Genomic DNA, 19,413 nt, shown 5'->3' on the forward strand with positions numbered 1-19,413 from the left:
TTGCCCGTTGCGGTACGTCGATGTTAGCCGTTATGGGTGGCTAACCCGTTACCGACGCCGAGTAATTAGGGTAGGAGCCCCCTCGGATCGACACGTGTGCCGTTGACGTAGGTCTCAAAGTGGAGGTGGGCGACGGTGACGTAGCCGGTGCTTCCGCTCAATCCGACGGGGGTTCCTGCGGCGACTGTTTGGCCGGGGGAGACCATCTGCGAGCCTTGAATCATGTGCGAGTAGAGGGTGGAGACTCCGCTGCCGTGATCGATCTTGACGTACTGGCCCCAGCCGCCACCGTAGGTGACCTCTGTGACGACGCCGGGCGATGCGGCAACGAGTGTGACACCGGCACCGGTCATGATGTCGATTCCGCCGTGGAATTCTGATCCACGGTATCCGAAACCGTCGTTGACAGGGGCGTTTGCTGGCCACATTGCGAGGAATCCGGCGAATGCGCCGCCGTAGGATCCTGCGAAGGAACCTGAGGGGCCTGCGGGAGCAGAAGGGGAGTAGACGGGAACGACAGGCTCAACTACTAGCTTCTTGACCTTGATAGCGTCGCGGGCTGCGGGGCTGATTTCGGCATCTGCCGACGAAGCGAACGACTGACTGGGCACAGATGCCTCGGCCTCAGTAGCGGCGACAGCAGTTGCTTGCTGCAGAACGTCGGATGCGGATGCTGCGGAGGCAGTGGACGGGAGGTCTCGAGACGACGGCTCCATATATGCTGCGGCTGGAACGGTCACGCTTACGAAGACGGCCATGATTGCGCTGAGTGTCAGCAATCGTTTCACGCGGTTACCCCCAGGGGTGTGGTCTGTGCACTGCCTAGTTTCGGCAGTTCGGGATCATGTCTGGTTTAATCCGAGGCTCCAAGCACACGGACAGCAAACAACTCTATATGACTAGTCTGTGAATCGTTAGTGAATTGATGCAAGAGCCCGAGTCGTTGATGAGCTGTGCGCTGTGATAATCTCACTCAGTTGAGTGTTAACTCGACCCACGCGTGAGTGGCGGAATTGGTAGACGCGCACGGTTCAGGTCCGTGTGTTCGAAAGGACGTGGGGGTTCAAGTCCCCCCTCGCGCACATAGGTGAAGTGGGACTCTAGGTCCACTTGATCTGGGACATTACGGAAACGGGTGCTGAGTTCGGGAGAAATCCTGCTCGGTGCCCGTTTTTTCGTGCCCGTGACGCGCTCCAAGAGGGCGCGAGGTGCGTGAAGTGGCCAGACACGCGAAAAGCCCGCCCAGAGGGCAGGCTGATGCGTACTGGCGAAACGGTGAGCAAGAGACGACTGGCGGTGAGCCTATTCGGTCTTTGGGGGCGGGTCTTCGTCCAGGGCGGATACAGCGGCCGAGATAGCTGACGCTGCGTGCTCATCCAGTATTTCTTCGTCGATGGGCGTGAAGAGGGCGTGACGATTCTTTGAGGTCGTGGCTCCTGCGCGCGCGAGGCCGAAGATGAAGGTTTCGATTTTGCGGATGTTGGCGTGGACGACGACGAGCGCGGCGGCGACCGCGGCGAAGGTATTGCCTCGGGCGCGTCGCTTGCTTCCGTCTTCGATGTTCGTAGGACTGTTGTCCTTGACGTAAGAGTTGAACCCTTCAACAGTCGAGCGGAGGCCGTACCAGCGATGCCACTTCGGCTCCCGGTGGGCGAGTGGCTGCTTGTATTTGAGCCCTGCGGCCTTTGGAATAGTGATGGTTCGTTTTTGTTGTTTGGGGAGTTCTTCACCGGTATTGGCGTCGTAGAGGTCGTACATCGCCGGGTCCGGGTAGATGAATCGCTGCGAGCCGTCTGGGGCCGCGACGCCCTTGGCTTTCAGCCTGTACTGAAGGCGAAGTTCACGTCTCTGGTCTCGCAGCTCGCGGAGCCGGCTGCGGCTGCTCACGGTCATGCGCTTCGGCTTCTTCAGTTTGTTGTCGAGCGCGACTGCCTCGCGGTAGTCGCGCTCCGCATTCGCGAGCACTTCCGGCATGTTGGCGACATACCACTGGCCGTCGATGAGATTGACGTCCCTATGTGTGGCCTGAATACCGAGCTCAGTCCACTTGTAGTCGAATACTGGGAGCCAACCGTGCCTTCGCGCGGGTCCTTGCAACTCCTCTGGGAGTGCCTTCGGGAGGTAGCCGCGGTCGACCATCAGGTACTTCTTCGGAAAATTGCGCGAGGAGATACTGTCGAGAAGCCGCTTCGCCTCAAACTTGTCAGCGCCTGGGCGATGGTGATGAAACCCGATGGCGAGCAAGGGAAAATCGGCCACTTCGCCAGGCGCGTTGGCGGTCATGACGGCGAGCTCCGCTTCGAGCGCGAATGCCCTACTCGTCGACCCTGGCTCTTCGCCGTCGTGCGACTCACCTCGGCCCCACATGCCCGCGTCGTAGTTGATTGTTCGAATGGGTGATTTCCAGTTGATGCTTGGCTTTCGTTTGTGTGGCGCGACGGTGCCGGCAGCTTCAGCTGCCTCTCTGTCAAGCTGGCGCTCAGCCTCCCACTTCGCGTCCACGTCGGCATCTGCCAGTTGTTTCGCTTGTTGTTGGTCGTTTTCCAGAATGGCACGAAGAATCTTTCGCGAGACGCCGGATTGTCCCTGCATGCGAAATTTCGTGCCATCGATAGCGAGATTTCCCTGATAACGGTCGAGGATGTCCTTGCGTAGGAATCGAACCGAGCTGTCGATGAGTTCGTTGAGGAAGAAGTGGAGTCGTTCTTCCTTCTCCCTGAGTTCCTCCTCCCGGTTCTTGCGGTCTTCCACAATCGCGAGGTAGGCCTCGACTGTGGGGATTTTGAAGCGACTGCCTGGAAGTGGGTCAATCATTCTCTCCAGGCGTCGCTTCGCATGGAAGAGTCGGTCCATCCACTGCTCGTGGGTTCCCTCCATCCTTTCGATTCCGATGGCGGCGAACTGCTTCTTGTTCATCCGACGAGTGAGGGTGTTCGCCATATCGCTGAACAGCACCCCCCGGCCCTCCTGAACATGGATGAGCATTAACACCAGCAGCGTCACGACACTGACCGTTGGGGTCCAGCCGGGTGCATCTCCATGGGGACGCTTCGTTGCCTTGCGAGCACGGTCTGCTTTCTTCCAAGCGATGAGAGCGTTGACGATTGACGGGCGCGCAATGATTCGCATCGCGTCGTTGATGTAAGCGGTGGGCACAGACCCCTGCGTAGTGCGTTGTCGCGTTGATATTGAGGTGCCATAGGCGTGTTGGGAGAGGTCCTCGGCGAGGGCCCGGTCGGCTGCGGTCATCGACGCGCCTCCGCCCGCAGGTGCAACCGATACTCGGTCGAATTGAGTTCGGGGACGAACTGGAGGTAGCGAGCCAAGTTCTCGAATTTAGATACGCCGGCCGCTTCCATCAGCGCGCGCATGTCCGACCGCATCCTGAGGTGGGTCACAACCCACGTTGCCCGTAGGCGGTTGCTTCGAGGTCGGATGTCGCCGATGCTCCGGCTGACGAAATTAGAAAGGAGGTTCTTGTACAGAGTGCGGTCGGCGTTGCCGAACAAGAACTCATCGTGTGCCAACCCCTCGACGGTCTGACGAAGCAACGGCTCCCACTCGGCGAGCATTGGAACGAATCGGGTCCCGTCTGGTGTGGGGACGATGACCAAGACTCCCTCGCCATCTATGACCACGTCGCTGCGTCGGATAGCAGCAACCTCGATGGCTCGAAGTCCAGCACCCATGCAGAGGCACAACATCGACCGCGCCTTCCGGCGCATGATTTCCGTTCTCTGTCCGTTCGCCCAGTGCTTCAGCGATTCGACCTCCGACGTCGTGTACGGTTCGATGCCCGTGCGGCTGTTCAGGGCCGTCATCGGTCGCGGCGTCTGTGTTGGCAGGAGGACTTCCGTCACCCGCAGGAGCATGCTGCGATAGTTTCTGAGCGTTCCATCGGCAAGATGTTTCCGATTCGACCGCACATAGTGCTCGATACTCGACCGCTGAAAGAGCACCGCGGCGTTGAGGGGCAATCCGGCAATACGGGTCCAGTTGACGAAGTGTGTCACCGTCACGAGCAGCCGATGCGCTGTGTAGGCCGTCTCCGGGGCGGCGGTAGCAACGACGTCGCGGACGAAGGTTTCTATTTCGGCCCAGCGCTCTGGGTCGAGGCGGGGTCGGTAGGTGTGGATACGAATTCGAGCCTCCTCGCCGCATCGGTGGTAACTACCACCGATAAGTGAACGGGATGCCTCCGACATTCCCTCGCGCGAAGCGCCGATGACTGTGGCTAGGCTGGCGGTATGTCCCCGCGACCAAGACGTCTCACCCCAAGAGAGTTCGGTGAGTCGTTCCCGGCCGACCATCTCGACGATGGGGCCGCCGAGATTGCTAGGCTCACCGTTCTGAACCTTATCCAGGCCATTGGGAGTCGCTCGCTTCGCGAGGTCGGCGAAGCCACCGGCGTCGACCGCACCACCATCGCGGAGTTCATCGCCGGCAATAGCTGGCCGGACATTGCCACGCTCGCGAAGTTGGAGGTCGGTCTCGACGTCGAGTTGTGGCCGCGTCTCCACCGCTGACGTTTGGATTTCGTTAGGTGTCATGCAGGCTCTATGCATGCCTTATCGGATCGGCTGGACCCAAGCGTGGGGATGTGTCCACGGCGAGCTGAGTTTGCTGTGGCGGATGTCGCCCCATCGGCACGGAAGGGCGATGCTGCTCGTGCTCGTGCCGTTCGGGTTCCCTTCCCTTTTCCCTTCATGTGGCCAAGCACATGTCTTACCGCCCTCGACGTTGTCGTCGGGTTGCAGTAGCCTCGCAACACAAGCCGAGCGAGACCCACTGGAGCCGTGCACATCGCAGGTGACGGAAAACCGTCGACTCCCAACTAGCATTAGTGTTGATCGCCGCGGGATAAAGGTGAACGACGGCCAGGAGGCAACGTATGACGATACTTGCACGTACTCCCGCCTCTCGATTCCGGTACGAGTCCGATCTCGTCGATATCCTTCGAGACCAACTCCCACGCCTTGTGTTCAGCAACACCAGCCACGCCGATGTCGAGACATTCACTGAGGTACCCGCCGTCCGAGGAGTGCCGGACCTGGCTTCGGTTCGATTCGATCGTGCGGCGATAGCGCAACGTCGCGAGCTCGGGATCCGGCCACTTGGCTCCGATGTAGAGGTGCGCACGGTGCTCGCAATGGGCCGGCGCCCGAAAACCCTTGCAGAGCTCGCGGCTGGAATCCGATCAACACCGGAGTACATGCGTCGCGCAGTGCTCCCCATGTTGATTGATGGCGGGTGGGCGCTATCAACGACAGATGGCAAGTTCGCCCGCGTAACCGGCGCCGAACCTGTCATGCGACGTGTCATCACGGTGGAAGCGAAGCTACGCGACTGGCATGGCGCGCTTTCCCAAGCCCGCCGACAGCGGCTGTCGGCCGACGACGCCTACATCGCTCTCGAACCGTCGGCAGTCGCCGCCGCTGCTAACGAGCTCGCGTACGTCGCCGAGTCCGGAATTGGGATCATCATCGTCGATGCCGCGACGTCGGAAGCGCGCGTGTGGGCACGTCCTAAGCAACGGCTCCAGGCCGCGCAGTCGGCTGTGGGTCGGATGCTTATTGCCGAGCGTTGCTTGGAGATGTTTGAACGCGGCGAACACGAAGGTCAGATCCATCCGGTCTTCGGATGGACTCGTCCAGACGACCGCTAGGCCATCAGATCCTTCCACATCGGGAGTTGCGTCGGATTGTTCAGACCAGCCGGCTGGTCGGCGCGCCGGAGGTCCGCAATGAACTTCGTCGCAGCAGTAACCTCGCGTGACGCCTTTGCTTCTGGGCGTTTGCCCTTTAGTTTCGCTTGCAACTCCGCGACGGCCATGAGGTAATGGAGCCCTGCGAGCTCCCGAGAGTGTCCATCGACGTCGATTTCGAGCGAGAACGGTGTGTCCAGCTTCGCGTGCGACGCGAACGCCGACAGGCGGTCGAACTCCGAGAACTCGATCGTGTGCAGCAACTGGGAGTCGAAGTAGCGAGGAATTGCGGGCGGCGGCCGCTGTCCTTTTCTGCCGCCCATGATGCGCTGGCGGGCGAACGCCTGCTCTGGCCATGCTTGGCCAGTGGAGAACCCGGTTGCACCGAGAGCTGTCGCAACCCATCCGGTGAGCCCAGTGTTGGGGAGGAACAACTGCTTGTCTTCTAGCGCGCAGAGAGCGGCGAGTTCGCGGTATCCGGCGAGGACCGCGGGGTCTGTCAGCTGGCCGTAGCGGACTGGCACTTCTGGCCAATAGAACCGTAGATACCAGAGCTGTTCGTTGCTCTCGACGATCTCTTGCAGCAGCATCGCGCGCAGGGCGTCGTCGACGAGCCAGCGCCAGTCGAAACTCAGGTTCACCATCATGGCGGAGGTCGAGCCGACGTAGGAACGGCTTTCGGCGACGAAGTTCATCGCCCTGGCCAAAGATTTGGTTGCATGGGCTGCGTCAACCCATCCTGACGCCGACAGGGTGACGTTGGCGCCGAGATCGCTTTGGGTATCCAGGGCCAGTTTCACCCATCTGGGCTTTGGTTTTTCTGGCATGTCCATCAACGCTGACCAGTCGTCGTTGAACTTCGCGCCTGCGCCATCCCAGCTGGAGGTCGTCGCGAAATGTAACTCGGGGTCCACGAGGACGAGCGGTGCGATGCCGCAGCTGGCGACGAACTGCTCCACGGCTTTCCGCTTGTGAGTGTGCACCGGGGCGACTACACCGATTCCGAGCGATGGTGAATGCAAGCCGCTGATGTACCCGAGGGCTTCAGGAACCCTTTTCGCGTATTGGAAGCTCTTGTGTACGAGGAACGTTGGAACGTCGCCCGCGAGAATCGCGGCGAGCGGGACGGGGGTGGCCGCCGTTGTTGAAACTGCGTCTGTGCTACTCATTATGCGGCCAAGTCCTCTAGATCGGTAAGGGTGCGACGGGCGCTGCCGCGCTGATACTCGTGGTCGGACAGCATGCGGGTGACCAGCGCTTCGAGTTCGATCGGCACGTGCTCCGGCATCGGACGGGGGGAGCCAACGATCAAGTCCGCAAGGTCGTCAATGAGGAGGCCATCGGTCCTGACAATGTATGGGTGCTTACCAGTGAGAAGGGTATAGAGGAGCACGCCGCACGCCCAGATATCGGAAGCCTTCCGGGCCTTCTCGCCTCGTAGCTGCTCCGGCGACATGTAGGCGACGGTGCCGACACGCGCCGGGTAGGCAGTGAAGGTCTCGTCGACCAAGCCCCGGGAGAGCCCGAAGTCGATGAGGACGGGCCGGCCCCAGTCGCCGCCTCTGAGGATGATGTTTTCGGGTTTGATGTCGCGATGGATGACGTCCACGGCGTGGAGTTCATCAACGGTGCGCATGAGACCCCGGGCGAACAGAATGACTTGTTGTACGCTTGGCGATCCAGATTCGCGGAGGTTTTGGCCGACGCTACCGCCGTTGAGGTGCTCGCAGACGAGTACGGTGCGGGACGCGTTTCCGAAGGCGACATCTCGGACATCTATGAGGTGAACAATGCCGTCGGAATCGAACTTTCGAAGTCCTGCCGTCTCCCGATCGACGAGGCGAAGATTGAACTGCTCGGCGTGCAAGATCTTCACGGCGTAGTCGCCGACGACACCGTTGATGTCGGTCGAGCAGATCTGCCAGGTCTCTCCGAAGCTGCCCGATCCGAGGAATGCGACAGAATCGCAATCGAACGCCGCGGCGACTTCTTCTGTAGTCAGGGAAGTCGTCATCAATTGTCCGGTCGTCGGTCGAATGCGGCCGCGAGAAGCGGCAGCTGGCTGCGTGAGCTCTTGTCAATATAACGGATTCAGGCTAGCGTTCATAGTCCCCACGCCGAGGCACGGCGAGAGGGTGCAGTGGCCTGTAGGCCCCTCTAACCCGCAGCCGGTTCGAAATTGGTTCTCTTGATTACCGGCAGGCGGGTGCACGGTTGTGATCGGATCGTTCGCCCTGCGAAGGTCAGCTGGCTAGCGCTGACCCCTCATGCCGGTTGGTCGGATTCACAGACGCGAGCCAACCGGATCTCTTCAACCCCGAGCGAAGGATGCAGGGAGCCCGCCGGTAAAGACGCGGACGAGTAACACGAAGCACTGCAACAGCGCCAAACACGGGGTCGGGTTCGCTGCCACGCAGCAATCATCTGAATGAGTTTGGAATTTTCAGTCCGAATCTTTGGACTTTCCGGATTCGCGGAACGAAACAGCCCAATGATTGCAAGGCAGAAACTAAACTCCCACCTCTTCACATAAGTTAAGGCATCCTGCGGCACTCGGTTGAGAGGTTGCGGATCTGCCTACATAAGAAAGGCCCACCAACCGGCGGGCCCTTCTTATGTCGTGGCGTTGTCTAGCGCACCTCGCGAACGGTGAACTGCATCCGCGGCTCTGCGTAGAACTCTTGAGATTCGACGAGCTGTAGTTCGCGCTCGCCCGACTCGACAGTCTTGGCGAGCAGGTCGAAGACGCTTGAGGCGGTGCGGGCGAGGGCGTCTGCAGCATCGCCGGTGCGTGTGAAGTGCGCGGTGAAGAGGGCGGCGGTTACGTCGCCGGAACCGTTCGCCGTTATCGGCAGTTGCGGGGTCTGCACGATCCAGGCGCCGGCATCCGTGACCACCATCATCTCGATCGTGTCGTCTTCGCGGTCGGGTCGTTCGACGCTCGTCACCAGAATCGTGCGAGGCCCCATAGCCCGGGCGAGATCTGCGGATGCGAGTGTCGACTCGATGGTGTCTGGGTCAGTGTCGGTGAGGAACCCGAGCTCGAACTGGTTGGGCGTGATGATGTCGGCGACAGGAACCACGCGCTCACGGAGCAGGATGGGGATGGTGGGGGAGACGAAACATCCGGATTTCGCGTTGCCCATCACGGGATCGCACGCATAGAGAGCGTTCGGGTTCGCAGCCTTGACCCGGGCGACGGTATCGATGATGACATCCCCGATTCCTTCGCCACCCTGATACCCCGACAACACAACGTCGATCTGGGGAAACACTCCGCGGTCTTCGATGCCGGCGATGACCTCTGACACATCGCTGGGGTCGATCATGGGTCCGCGCCACGCGCCATAGCCGGTGTGATTCGAGAAGTTGACCGTATAGACAGGCAAAACCTCAACGCCGATGCGCTGCAGCGGGAACACTGCGGCCGAATTGCCGACGTGGCCGTACGCGACCGCTGACTGAATGGAGAGGAACTTCATTAGAGAATCTTCCCACCTTCTGGGATTCGCTTGGAGCGAGGGACCTGTGAGGAGTGTGTTTGTGCGGCAAGCGTCTCCCGCTGCGTGGCTGAAAGCGCAGGGGTTCGCGCGCTGTCAACGAGAGCTTTGCTGGTACAGCCAGCTCAGCGCATCCGCGTTGAACAAGCGCGGTGCTTCGATGGGTACTAGGTGGCCGGCGTCAGGGAAGATGACGACGTCAGGATCACCGGGGAGTAGCGATGCGAGCTCAGTGGCCTGTGTGCTCGGAATCCATGGATCTTGTTCGCCCCAACCCACTCAGCATCAAGAGCAGGCCCTCCTGCTCCACGAATGTATTCGCGGACTAACGCGCGATGCAATGGTAGGGGCAACGCCGAGAACACCTGATGATTCTCTGCCACCAGACGAAAAAAGCTGGATCCCCAAGGATCCAGAATGACAGTGTCGAGCAAGTAGAGGGAAGCGAACTCGGCATCTTCCAGCAGGTGGGCGCCAAGGGCAACTGCGCCCCCGATGTCGTGAGCGATTAGATGGGGGCGCTCTAAGCTCCAGTGCTTCAGCAGAGTTGCCAGCCGATGCCCTTGCGTGCGGAGGTCGACAGCGTCATCTGCCGAGCCGATGGAGGCTCCGTAACCAGGCATGTCCCAGAGGAAAACGCGATAGCGCTCACTGAGGAACTCAGCAAGATGCGCCCATACATGAGCTGACCATGGGGTCCCGTGACACAACACCACATCTTCTGCCGGCCCAAGAGTAGAGGGCTCGAAAACATAGGTAGCGATCATCTCTTCGCCGACGTTCACGTATGTCGGCGACGGGAGGGCCTGCTCATCGAAGTCATTCACACACTCAAGACTGAAAACTTCAGGTCGGCCTGAAGTCAATGTGCAATTATGGGCGAGTGAAGATTGGGTCTGCCGCCGCGCGAATAGGAGTCGCAACCCACGTTCTGCGGCACTGGGAAGACGAGAAAGTCGTGGTTCCCGACCGCGCAGCTTCAGGGCATCGTGAATACACCAAAGAGCACGTTCAACGCCTCCGGATGGTGCAATCCTGTCAGGACGTTGGCTTGAGTTTGGCGGAGATCCGTAGAGTGCTTCACCGTGGAGACAAGGGGCGGGATGCCGTCATTGACGATCGCCTCACCGCAATATCTAGACAGAAGCAAAAGCTAGAAGCCGCCGAGCTTTTTCTGAGTCACGTGAAGGGCTGTCGACACGATCTGACGACGCGATGTGAACGCTGCACCGAGTATGCCCAATCTGATCGGTCTGTGAAACGGCTCAGCGGTGCCCCAGTCCCACCAGCGCTTGTGCGTTATAAGTCACTAAGAGTAAAGTGACGTAGAACGCACAGGAGGCAGCGATGAGGATACGAGCAGCGAGCGACTTCGGTGCGCTTGTCGCAGAGCGCCGGGAATCGCTGGCGCTGACCCAGAGCGAACTTGCCAAACGTGCGGATGTCACACGCGAGTGGGTCGTGCGGCTTGAGAATGGAGCATCCGCCGTCACCACACACCGACTGCTGCGGGTGCTCCGCGAGCTCGACCTCGAAGTGACCGTGAGCGAGCTCGAGCGGTGACCGAGAACCTGAGCGTGTACCTTGACGGTGCCCCCATCGGCACGCTCACCCAAAGCGCGAGTGGCAGCATCACCTTCCAGTACGACGACGAATATCGGCGCAACCGCACTTCCACACCACTATCACTCTCTATGCCGCTCGTGCGTGCATCACACAAGAATCGGTCCGTCCGTGCTTTCCTTCACGGTTTGTTGCCTGACAGTGACGGGCGTCTGGCCGAGCTTGGCCGCGAATACCGGGTATCGCCAAACAACCCATTCGCGCTTCTGGCGCATGTCGGGCGCGATGCTGCTGGCGCTGTGCAGATCCTTCCTGAGGGCGACGACAGCCCGGATGCCGCAGCCAGACACGGCGATGTCACAGAGCTCGATGAGAACGAATTCGGTGCGGTCATCGCTGACGTCATAGCCAACCGAGAGACCTGGGGTCGCCGCGAAACGAACGCACGCTGGAGTCTTCCCGGTGCGCAACCAAAGATTGCCCTCTTCCGTACGGCGCAGGGCGCTTGGGCTGTGCCGAATGACTCCACGCCGACCACACACATCATTAAGCCTGCTGTTCCGCCCTATTCGAACCATCACATCAACGAGTTCATGACAATGTCAGCGGCTCGACACCTCGGGTTGCATGTCGCGAACGACTTCATGATCACGACAGATCGCGACGACCACGCTTTTGTCTCCGAACGCTACGACCGTGCAGAACACAACGGTCGGTGGTGGCGACTCCACCAAGAAGACTTCTGCCAAGCGATGTCTGTGCCGCCACTGAACAAATACCAGCGAGACGGCGGGCCGAGCATCAATCAGATCGCACAACTCTTTCGTGGTCTCCCCGATGCGCAGGACCGCGCGCTTAACGCGACACGTTTCTACGACGCAATCGTCTTCGCCCTTGCCTCGCAGGGAACTGACGCTCACGCTAAGAACTACTCCCTCATGCTTGACGGCGACCGGGCAACGATGGCGCCCCTCTATGACCTCGGCAGCCACGCGCCCTACCCCACACGAAACAATCAACCCGTCGAGTTGTCGATGGCGATCGACGGTGAGTATCGGATGAGTGCGGTCGGCATCGAGGATGTGGTTGCAGTCGGCGTGAAATTAGGTCTCGAGCGCGACTACGCGAGCGAACGAGCAGACGAGCTCACCCGCGGAGTAGCCGATGCCTACGAGATCGCCGCAGACGAGGCCCGAGCACAACTCGGTAGTGACGAATTCATCGGCGAAATGGTATCGAGTATTCGGGACTATGTAACGGTTCGTGGCTGGTCTTAGCCAGCGGGAGGTCGCCCGCCGCCCCAGTTTCACCAGCGTGCACCCAGTACGTGACTTCTTGCGGTAGCCCACCAGTGCGGGCTGACCCATGGTGGCTCAGCCGTGCAGCGTGTCACTTTTGGCCCGTCGAGATGCGCGCCCGCGAATTAGCGAGCGGATGTGTAGTGCGAGCAACACTGCGAGCAAAGCGAAGGTTGTGGCTTCGAGGGCGGACGTCTGAATCCAGGTGAAAGGAACCAGAACTTCCGGAGGAACGGGCGGGAGGAACTCGGGTAAAAGTCCATTCATCCCGAGCACGCCACCCCGGTAGGGGCGCTCGGTGAACACCATCGCCGAAATCATGATCGCGGCGACTGTCCCCACGAACGCATACGAGTGCGCGCTCGTACTCCACCCCCGCGGCTGCTCACGTCGCGGAGAAAACGACAGCACAGCAACGGCAACGAGAATGCCCAGAGCGATCAGCTGAATCCACGGCGTCTCGCTGCCGATGAACCGCGCTACGGAATTGTTGAGATCGATCACTACGCCCCACTGGAGGCCGTGAGTTTGGATCGCGAGATAACCAGAAACGAGGAGATAGAGCACAGCGCCGAAGACACCGGCGACAATAGCGAGCGTAATCCGCAACGGCGGAGCCAACCGGCCGCGCGGAGGTGAGGTCGGCGCATCAGCGGCCGACTCTGCAGCACGTGCATCCGATTCGGTCGACCGCGTTGTCATGTGCCCCATTTTCACCGTAGTTTCGTGTGTTTTTCGTAGCGAGCTGATCGTCACCGCTCACACAAAAATGATGATGACTCCACTCGACCGTAGCAAGGATCCGGTATGGCCGAAACTGCCTGCGAACGTGAGCGCGCCCACGAGGCAGCACTCGGCAGACGCCAAGCCCGACTCACCACAATGGTCGGATGGAGCAGACACCAGAGCGTGCCGAGTCGGCCGCCTCCGCCGAGCAGGCCGCCGCTGGCGACTCAGCCGCTCTCGCTGAACCCTCCCGCGCAAGCCGCATCGGCCGCCGGGTCGGACGTATCGCACTCGGCGCATCCCTCGTGCTGGCAGGTATTGGCCACCTCACCTTCGCGCGCGAAGACTTTCAGGGGCAGGTGCCCGACTGGCAACCGTTTGATCCCGACTTCGTGGTCGTCGCATCCGGAATTGTCGAAATCGCCCTCGGCAGCGCGCTTATCTTCGCCAAGAAATACCGCTCGCATGTGGGTTGGGTTGCCGCCGCTTTCTTCATCGCCATCTACCCTGGCAACATCTCGCAACTGGTGAACCACGTCGACTCGCTCGGACTCGATACCGACCTGAAACGGTGGATCCGGATGCCGTTCCAACCAGTACTGATCGCCTGGGCACTGTGGTCTACCGGTGCGTGGCGCGCGTGGCGTGCCACCCGCCGAAACGACGACCCCGGCGTCAGTGCGTGATATTTTCACTGGATGAGCAGAGTCGCAGCATGAGCAGAATCGCAGCAGTCGCTCCGGTTGTGCCGGAGTACAGTTACAGCCAAGCCGAGATCACGGCTGAACTTGCGCCGCTGCTCGCAGGCAGTCCCTCCCATCATGCGGTCATTGAGCGGATGCACGGGGCCAGCGGCATTCAACGTCGGCACACCGCCCTTCCGATCGAGCGATATCGTGATCTCGGCAGTTTTCGCGAAAGCAACAACGAGTTCATTCGCGTTGCCACCGACCTGCTCGACCGGGCACTGACCACGGCGCTCGCGGATGCCGGACTCACCCCTAGCGATGTCGACTTCGTCATGTTCACCTCCGTCACGGGCGTTTCGGCACCCTCGATCGACGCACTGCTGATTCCGCGGTTGGGGTTGCGGCCCGACGTGAAACGAGTTCCCTCGTTCGGCCTGGGCTGTGTGGCGGGGGCCGCGGGTCTGGCCCGCGTGCATGACTATTTGGTCGGGCATCCGGATGAAGTCGGCGTTTTGTTGAGCGTCGAACTCTGCTCGCTGACCCTGCAACGCGACGACCAAACCATGGGTAACTTTGTGGCCACCGGGCTCTTCGGCGATGGCGCTGCGGCCGTCGTGATGGTGGGGGAGAACCGCAGCGAACCCGGCCCGCGCATTGTTGACACCCGCAGCACGTTCATCGCCGACAGCCACGACGTGATCGGATGGAACGTGGGCGGCACCGGCTTCGAGATCGTGCTCACCGCGGGCGTCGCCGACGTGATTGAGAACAGCTTTCCCACAGAGGTCAGCGATTTTCTGGGCCACAACCAACTGACGATTGCGGATGTCGACACCTGGTTGGCGCATCCGGGTGGCCCTCGAGTGCTTGAAGCGTTCGAGACCTCGCTCGGGTTAGAACGTAGCGACTTGCAGAGCAGCTGGGACTGCCTTGCCCGGGCCGGAAACCTCTCCTCCGCAGCAGTGTTGCATGTGCTTGCGGATGCCATGAACGCCGACCCCGCGCCGGCACCCGGAAGTGCTGCCCTCGCCTTCGCTCTCGGCCCGGGCGTGAGCGCTGAATTCGTTCTCTTAGAGTGGCCAACATGAGTAAGTGGCCAACATGACCGTGATTGCCTACATCGCCCTTGTGCTCGGCACCGGCATGGAACGCCTCTATGAGTTGCGCATCTCGGAGCGTAATGCCACCGCAGCCTTCGAACGCGGCGGTCGTGAGTATGGGCAGAAACACTTCCCGTGGATGGTCGTTCTGCACACCGGCCTGCTGGTCGCGTGCGTCGCCGAAGTACTCATCGCCGACCGACCGTTTCTGCTCTGGCTCGGAATCCCGATGCTCATCATCACCCTGTTGAGCCAAGCAGCCCGCTACTGGATCATCAACTCGCTCGGCGCCCAGTGGAACACCCGCGTGATCGTCGTGCCCGGTGCCGGGCGTGTGCAGAACCGCGGGCCTTATAAGCTGACCTGGCTGCCGCATCCCAACTACCTTGTTGTCGCCATCGAGGGCATTGCGCTGCCGCTCGTGCACACCGCCTGGGTGACCGCGATCGTTTTCACTGCGCTGAATGCGGTGCTGCTGTTGGTGTTCCGGATCCCGACCGAAAACCGGGCTTTGCGCGAACTGACGCCATGAGCGCGGCGGGCGAGGGCTGGGTCGACGCTGCCGAGAGTGATGCGAGTACGGCGCCTGCTGCGGCGTTACCGGGCTCCGACGTTGTCGATGTGATTGTCGTCGGTGGTGGGCCCGTGGGTCTTGCCGCCGCAATCAACGCGCGGATGCACGGCCTCACCGCCCTCGTGATCGAACCCCGCGCCGGCACCATCGACAAAGCCTGCGGCGAAGGAGTCATGCCTGGCGCTGTTGCCGAACTCGCCGCCCTCGGCGTGCGCCCGCACGGACGAACCATCGCCGGCATCAGTTATCAGGACGGCACGCGCACGGCCGAACATCGCTTCGCCGGGGAGGCCGCAATCGGTGTTCGTCGCACCGAACTGCATCGGGCGCTCGCCGAACGTGCGGCCGAACTCGGGGTGCGGGTCGAACACGGCAAGGTTGAGGCGGTCGAGCAGCGGCAGGCCGGGCCCCGCCTCGACGGCGTCGGCCGTACTGCCGCCGACAGCTCCGGGGAAGCGGCAGCGCAGAGTGGCGCGGTATCCGCGCACCTCGCCGACGGTCGCACCATCGAGGGGCGGTGGATGCTCGGCTGCGATGGCCTGCATTCCACAGTGCGTGAGCTGGTTGGCCTGGCTACGCGCCCTCGCCGCGTGAGGCGACATGATTCTCGGCGGTTCGGCATCCGGCAGCACTTTGAGGTTGCACCGTGGACTGATCTGATCGAGGTGCATTGGGCGCCCCATGCCGAGGTGTATGTGACTCCGGTCGGCGACAACGAAGTGGGCGTCGCGGTGTTGGGGCGGCGAGGAACCTCATTCGATGACGCACTGGCGAGTGTGCCCGCGCTTGCCGAACGGTTACGCGACGCGAAGCCAGCCTCGAGCACGCGCGGGGCAGGCCCGCTGTTGCAGAACACTCGCGGTCAGCGCGCAGGCCGAGTGCTGCTCGTCGGCGATGCTGCCGGATACGTCGATGCGATCACGGGCGAGGGCATCCGGCTGGGACTGGCAGAAGCTCGCGCCGCAATCGAGCGCATCGTTGCTGGCGAACCGGAACGCTACGAACGCGAATGGCGTCGCATCACCCGTGACTTCCGGATGCTCACGACCGGGCTTGTGGCAGCAGCAAACTCACCTCTGCGCGCCGCAATTGTGCCGCTCGCCGCGCGACTGCCACGGCTTTACGGCCGCATCGTGGAGAGTCTCGCCCGCTAGGGGGTCGGCCGGCACCTAAGTGCAGCGCGCCCGCTAGCTAGGAAGCAGCAGCGGCAGCAGTTCTTCTGCCTTCGACACGACTGCGAGCGATCCTTCTGATTCGCCGGCGTTGCCGTAGCCCCACTCAACATAAATGGTGGGGATGCCATGCTCGGCTGCACCCGCAATATCGTAGTCGCGGTCGCCGATCATCACCGGGTTACTCACGTCAGCACCGATCATCTTCAGGCGCGTGATTGCCTCAGCCACAACATCCTTCTTAGCGCTGCGGATCTCATCGATCGACGCACCCGCCAGGACACGGAAATACTGGGTGAGGTTGGCATGATCCAGGATCACGGATGCCGGAAACTCGGGCTTCGAGGTCGCCAGTGACAGCGGAATCCCAGTCGCGTGCAGCTTCTTCAAAACTTTGCGCATGCCGGGGAAAATGTCACTGCCGTTGGCACTGTTGCCTTCCATATAGTGGCGGCGGTAGATCGACAGCGCCTGCGCAGATTCGACAGCAGTGAAACCGGCGAAGTCGCGGAACGAGTCGAGAATGGGCGGGCCAACATACGAGCGCAGCTCTTCTTGCGAAGGAATCGGGTAGCCCATCTCTTCAAACATGAAGGCGAGCGACGTCGTGATTCCGGGCGCAGAGTCAGCGATCGTGCCGTCGAGGTCAACGAGAATGCAGGTCCAGTTAGTAGCCATTTGCATCCAGCCTAGGCTGCGTTCCTGAACCTAGAACAATCGCATGTTGGGGTCATCGAGTCCGCGCATCTCGTCATAATCCAACAGCACACAGCGGATACCGCGGTCCTTAGCAAGAGTGCGCGCCTGTGGCTTGATTTCCTGAGCCGCAAACACGCCAGCAACTGGAGCCAGCAGCGGGTCGCGGTTCATCAACTCGAGGTAGCGGGTCAACTGCTCAACACCATCAATGTCACCGCGACGCTTGATCTCCACAGCGACGCTTGCGCCTTTTTCGTCGGTCGCGAGAATGTCGACGGGCCCGATCGCTGTCATGTATTCGCGGCGCACAAGGCGGTAGTCGTCACCCAAAATGTCGATGTGTTCGGCCAGTAGCTTCTGCAGGTGGGCTTCGACGCCATCCTTTTGCAGTCCGGGGTCGACGCCGAGCTCGTGGTTGGTGTCGTGCAGGATTTCGTGAATCGAGACGATGAGCATGTCGGCCGACTTGGTGTGGGCGACTTTCCAGATTTCGGTGACCCCGGCATCCGACTGCTCGGTTTCGGGCTCAATCGTGGAGAGCAGGCAGGGTGGGCTCATCCAGTTGAGAGGTTTGTATGACAGCGCGTCGGAGTGCACGAGCACACTGCCGTCAGCCTTCAGCAACAGCAATCGTGTTGCGAGGGGAAGGTGGGCGCTGAGACGCCCGGCGTAATCAACGGAGCATCGAGCTATGACAAGTCGCACCCGATGAGCCTAACGGTGCGCGGCGGGCGGTTGCGATTCGCCGCAACCCGAGCGGGCAGCCGGGACAACTAAAGTCACAGTTTTTCTTTGGGCGCGCTAATCTGACTGCCTTCAGCCAGCCGCTTGGCATTCCAGCTGAGCCGCTCGACGACATCCGGGTCAACCTCGCTCGGTGGGGTGACGGATGCTTGCGCGTCAACGAACTCGCGAAGAGTCGCGTGGATCACGCGGTCGATCGTGTCGGTGCGCAGCACTGACCAAGATGCGGCCTCGCGGGCAATACTTTCGGCGCTCACCTTGCGGTGGTCGAAATCGCCATCGATCGCCATCGCCATATCCCAGCTGATGCGACCTGCCTGAAAGAGATTGGGCACAGCGTCATACAACTCCGAAAGACGCGTGCCATCACTCTCGTGCACGAAGCCCACATTCTTGGCGTGCGCATCGTTGTCGCCGATGAGCACGTGAAAGATAAGCTGCCGCAGCCACTGCGCGGTCTCAGCGAGTGCGTTCGGGAGCGAGCCGGTGATCTCCGCAATTTTGCGGGCGCTGGGGGGTGCCGGGTTCGTTGGCCACTGTGAGTCTTGGAACTTGATCTCTGAGTTTTGCCAATCGAGCCCGAGAGCTTGGGCAGCATCCTCTTGATGAATGAGCGACACGGCGGTGCCGTCGACCACGCGGTCGAAGCGCTCGATAGACAGAAACGCGGTCTGTCCAACGTTCATGAGTTCACTGCCGAACTGGGAGAGGCCCATCGCGCGAGCGAGTTGGTGGCTGTAGTACTCGTTGTAGATCTGGTGGGGCCGCGATTGAAGTTGTGGTTTGAGGATGTGCGTCGAGTGGGCACGGCCGTGAGGTTCATGCCACTGGGAGTCGAAGCGGGCGAGCAGTAGTTTTGGTTGAAATCCGGGCAGCATCGAACGACTGTCATCTTGGATGCCCAGATCGTGACGCTCTACCGCTTGCGTGAGGCGTTGGGCAACGGTCGTGTCATCAATTGCTGTGTAGCGGGGAATGTATGGGCTGATTTCATCGGGTGTTCGAAACGTCAGCGCACCGCCAAGTGAGCCGCCGAATTCGCGAAGTAGGGCGAACAGATCACCGTGATCAATTCCGCGCGCCGCCGCCATCGCTTCACGATGATTGCCATCGGGGGTGTATCCGCCGAAGAAATTGGATGCGAGGGCGCTGTCGGGCTCGCGGCCAGGTATCGAGGTAAACGACTCTGTGAGGGTGACGGCCCCCGGCGTGTAGCCGCTATCCCAGTGGAATCGCACTCGATTCTTCTGGTGGCGTCGGCCCTGCGCGAATGGTACGACGTCACCGAGGTAGTCGTCGTGGAGGAAAACCGCGAGAGTCTCAGCCATCGGTGGTTCCTGCGCCGTTGGGTGCCTCTGCATGACCAGGAGCAGTCGTGCCGGGTTTTGCTGTCCCGCCGGGGGTGTAGGTCACGTTGATAGTGATACCGAGCGAGTTCATGGCGCGGAGCAAGCGCGTGATGTAGAGATTGGGGCGGCCATTTTCGAGATCTTGGAGGTACTGGCGCGTGATCTCGAGTTCGTCGGCAAGCTCATCTTGGCGCTGGCCGCGGGATTCTCGCGCCGCTTTGATGACAGCGCCGAAGTCTCTAAATCTTGTGACGGTGATTGTGGGCACGGTGTGTTCCTCCGTTCTCAAGCATGG

General features: G+C 61.0%; 20 protein-coding genes and 1 tRNA gene. 9 read left to right on the top strand and 12 right to left on the bottom strand.

The genetic code is table 11. The features are described from left to right. Window positions 1–65 precede the first annotated feature (65 nt). Window positions 66–758 carry a M23 family metallopeptidase gene (locus ACTJJW_RS12570; protein WP_462645156.1) on the bottom strand — a complete coding sequence of 231 codons (693 nt, stop codon included), beginning with the start codon at window positions 756–758 and terminating at the stop codon, window positions 66–68. A 240-nt stretch (window positions 759–998) separates the two neighbouring features. On the opposite strand from ACTJJW_RS12570, the gene ACTJJW_RS12575 reads away from it, so the two are divergent. Next, window positions 999–1,082 (top strand) — tRNA-Leu (locus ACTJJW_RS12575). A 220-nt stretch (window positions 1,083–1,302) separates the two neighbouring features. On the opposite strand, the gene ACTJJW_RS12580 is transcribed toward ACTJJW_RS12575, so the two are convergent. After that, window positions 1,303–3,249 (bottom strand): hypothetical protein, encoded by a 1,947-nt coding sequence (locus ACTJJW_RS12580; protein WP_462645158.1) that lies wholly within the window; start codon window positions 3,247–3,249, stop codon window positions 1,303–1,305. Further along, a complete protein-coding gene (locus tag ACTJJW_RS12585) occupies window positions 3,246–4,550 on the bottom strand; it encodes a hypothetical protein (RefSeq protein WP_462645159.1) in 1,305 nt (434 codons plus the stop codon). The genes ACTJJW_RS12580 and ACTJJW_RS12585 overlap by 4 nt, the downstream gene beginning before the upstream one ends. A 341-nt stretch (window positions 4,551–4,891) precedes the next feature. On the opposite strand from ACTJJW_RS12585, the gene ACTJJW_RS12590 reads away from it, so the two are divergent. Continuing rightward, complete coding sequence (locus ACTJJW_RS12590) at window positions 4,892–5,665, top strand: hypothetical protein (RefSeq protein WP_462645161.1); 774 nt, start codon at window positions 4,892–4,894, stop codon at window positions 5,663–5,665. On the opposite strand, the gene ACTJJW_RS12595 is transcribed toward ACTJJW_RS12590, so the two are convergent. The 4 genes from ACTJJW_RS12595 to ACTJJW_RS12610 form a co-directional block, all read right to left on the bottom strand. Next, window positions 5,662–6,873, bottom strand: coding sequence for a hypothetical protein (locus ACTJJW_RS12595; RefSeq protein ID WP_462645163.1), 1,212 nt, complete (start codon window positions 6,871–6,873; stop codon window positions 5,662–5,664). The genes ACTJJW_RS12590 and ACTJJW_RS12595 overlap by 4 nt on opposite strands. Continuing rightward, window positions 6,873–7,718: a serine/threonine-protein kinase gene (locus ACTJJW_RS12600; protein WP_462645165.1), complete on the bottom strand. Its 846-nt coding sequence runs from the start codon at window positions 7,716–7,718 to the stop codon at window positions 6,873–6,875. The genes ACTJJW_RS12595 and ACTJJW_RS12600 overlap by 1 nt, the downstream gene beginning before the upstream one ends. Before the next feature lie 616 nt (window positions 7,719–8,334). Then, window positions 8,335–9,186 carry a pyridoxal kinase PdxY gene (pdxY, locus tag ACTJJW_RS12605; protein WP_462645167.1) on the bottom strand — a complete coding sequence of 284 codons (852 nt, stop codon included), beginning with the start codon at window positions 9,184–9,186 and terminating at the stop codon, window positions 8,335–8,337. A 185-nt stretch (window positions 9,187–9,371) separates the two neighbouring features. Next, window positions 9,372–10,031, bottom strand: coding sequence for an alpha/beta fold hydrolase (locus tag ACTJJW_RS12610; protein ID WP_462645168.1), 660 nt, complete (start codon window positions 10,029–10,031; stop codon window positions 9,372–9,374). Between the two features lie 38 nt (window positions 10,032–10,069). On the opposite strand from ACTJJW_RS12610, the gene ACTJJW_RS12615 reads away from it, so the two are divergent. The 3 genes from ACTJJW_RS12615 to ACTJJW_RS12625 are packed head-to-tail and all read left to right on the top strand — an operon-like array spanning window position 10,070 to window position 12,044. Continuing rightward, window positions 10,070–10,528 (top strand): helix-turn-helix domain-containing protein, encoded by a 459-nt coding sequence (locus tag ACTJJW_RS12615; protein ID WP_462645170.1) that lies wholly within the window; start codon window positions 10,070–10,072, stop codon window positions 10,526–10,528. 23 nt (window positions 10,529–10,551) lie between these two features. Beyond that, window positions 10,552–10,767, top strand: coding sequence for a helix-turn-helix domain-containing protein (locus tag ACTJJW_RS12620; protein WP_462645172.1), 216 nt, complete (start codon window positions 10,552–10,554; stop codon window positions 10,765–10,767). Beyond that, complete coding sequence (locus ACTJJW_RS12625) at window positions 10,764–12,044, top strand: HipA domain-containing protein (RefSeq protein WP_462645174.1); 1,281 nt, start codon at window positions 10,764–10,766, stop codon at window positions 12,042–12,044. Before ACTJJW_RS12620 ends, ACTJJW_RS12625 begins: the two co-directional genes overlap by 4 nt. A 96-nt stretch (window positions 12,045–12,140) precedes the next feature. Here ACTJJW_RS12625 and ACTJJW_RS12630 read toward each other — a convergent pair whose 3' ends face one another. Next, window positions 12,141–12,767 (bottom strand): hypothetical protein, encoded by a 627-nt coding sequence (locus tag ACTJJW_RS12630; protein WP_462645176.1) that lies wholly within the window; start codon window positions 12,765–12,767, stop codon window positions 12,141–12,143. A gap of 188 nt (window positions 12,768–12,955) precedes the next feature. Here ACTJJW_RS12630 and ACTJJW_RS12635 point away from each other — a divergent pair, with 188 nt between their 5' ends. Genes ACTJJW_RS12635 through ACTJJW_RS12650 form a run of 4 tightly spaced genes read left to right on the top strand, consistent with a single transcriptional unit; the run spans window position 12,956 to window position 16,308 of the window. Then, window positions 12,956–13,477, top strand: a complete 522-nt coding sequence (locus ACTJJW_RS12635; RefSeq protein ID WP_462645178.1) for a DoxX family protein — start codon at window positions 12,956–12,958, stop codon at window positions 13,475–13,477. A gap of 29 nt (window positions 13,478–13,506) precedes the next feature. Beyond that, window positions 13,507–14,568 carry a type III polyketide synthase gene (locus tag ACTJJW_RS12640; RefSeq protein ID WP_462645180.1) on the top strand — a complete coding sequence of 354 codons (1,062 nt, stop codon included), beginning with the start codon at window positions 13,507–13,509 and terminating at the stop codon, window positions 14,566–14,568. A gap of 13 nt (window positions 14,569–14,581) precedes the next feature. Further along, a complete protein-coding gene (locus ACTJJW_RS12645; protein ID WP_462645292.1) occupies window positions 14,582–15,112 on the top strand; it encodes an isoprenylcysteine carboxyl methyltransferase family protein in 531 nt (176 codons plus the stop codon). After that, on the top strand, window positions 15,109–16,308 hold the full coding sequence (locus ACTJJW_RS12650; RefSeq protein ID WP_462645182.1) for an NAD(P)/FAD-dependent oxidoreductase: 1,200 nt from the start codon (window positions 15,109–15,111) through the stop codon (window positions 16,306–16,308). The genes ACTJJW_RS12645 and ACTJJW_RS12650 overlap by 4 nt, the downstream gene beginning before the upstream one ends. Before the next feature lie 33 nt (window positions 16,309–16,341). Here ACTJJW_RS12650 and ACTJJW_RS12655 read toward each other — a convergent pair whose 3' ends face one another. The 4 genes from ACTJJW_RS12655 to ACTJJW_RS12670 all read right to left on the bottom strand — a co-directional run bounded on the left by ACTJJW_RS12655 (window position 16,342) and on the right by ACTJJW_RS12670 (window position 19,386). Next, the gene (locus ACTJJW_RS12655) at window positions 16,342–17,004 is read right to left on the bottom strand and encodes an HAD hydrolase-like protein (protein WP_462645183.1); all 663 of its coding nucleotides are present in this window, start codon (window positions 17,002–17,004) and stop codon (window positions 16,342–16,344) included. Window positions 17,005–17,034: 30 nt separating this feature from the next. Beyond that, complete coding sequence (gene nucS / locus ACTJJW_RS12660; protein ID WP_462645185.1) at window positions 17,035–17,730, bottom strand: endonuclease NucS; 696 nt, start codon at window positions 17,728–17,730, stop codon at window positions 17,035–17,037. Between the two features lie 74 nt (window positions 17,731–17,804). After that, the gene (locus ACTJJW_RS12665) at window positions 17,805–19,097 is read right to left on the bottom strand and encodes a type II toxin-antitoxin system HipA family toxin (RefSeq protein WP_462645187.1); all 1,293 of its coding nucleotides are present in this window, start codon (window positions 19,095–19,097) and stop codon (window positions 17,805–17,807) included. Continuing rightward, on the bottom strand, window positions 19,090–19,386 hold the full coding sequence (locus ACTJJW_RS12670; RefSeq protein ID WP_462645189.1) for a helix-turn-helix domain-containing protein: 297 nt from the start codon (window positions 19,384–19,386) through the stop codon (window positions 19,090–19,092). The genes ACTJJW_RS12665 and ACTJJW_RS12670 overlap by 8 nt, the downstream gene beginning before the upstream one ends. Window positions 19,387–19,413: the final 27 nt, after the last annotated feature.

It is taken from the genome of Rhodoglobus galactosidasius (genome assembly GCF_054957775.1).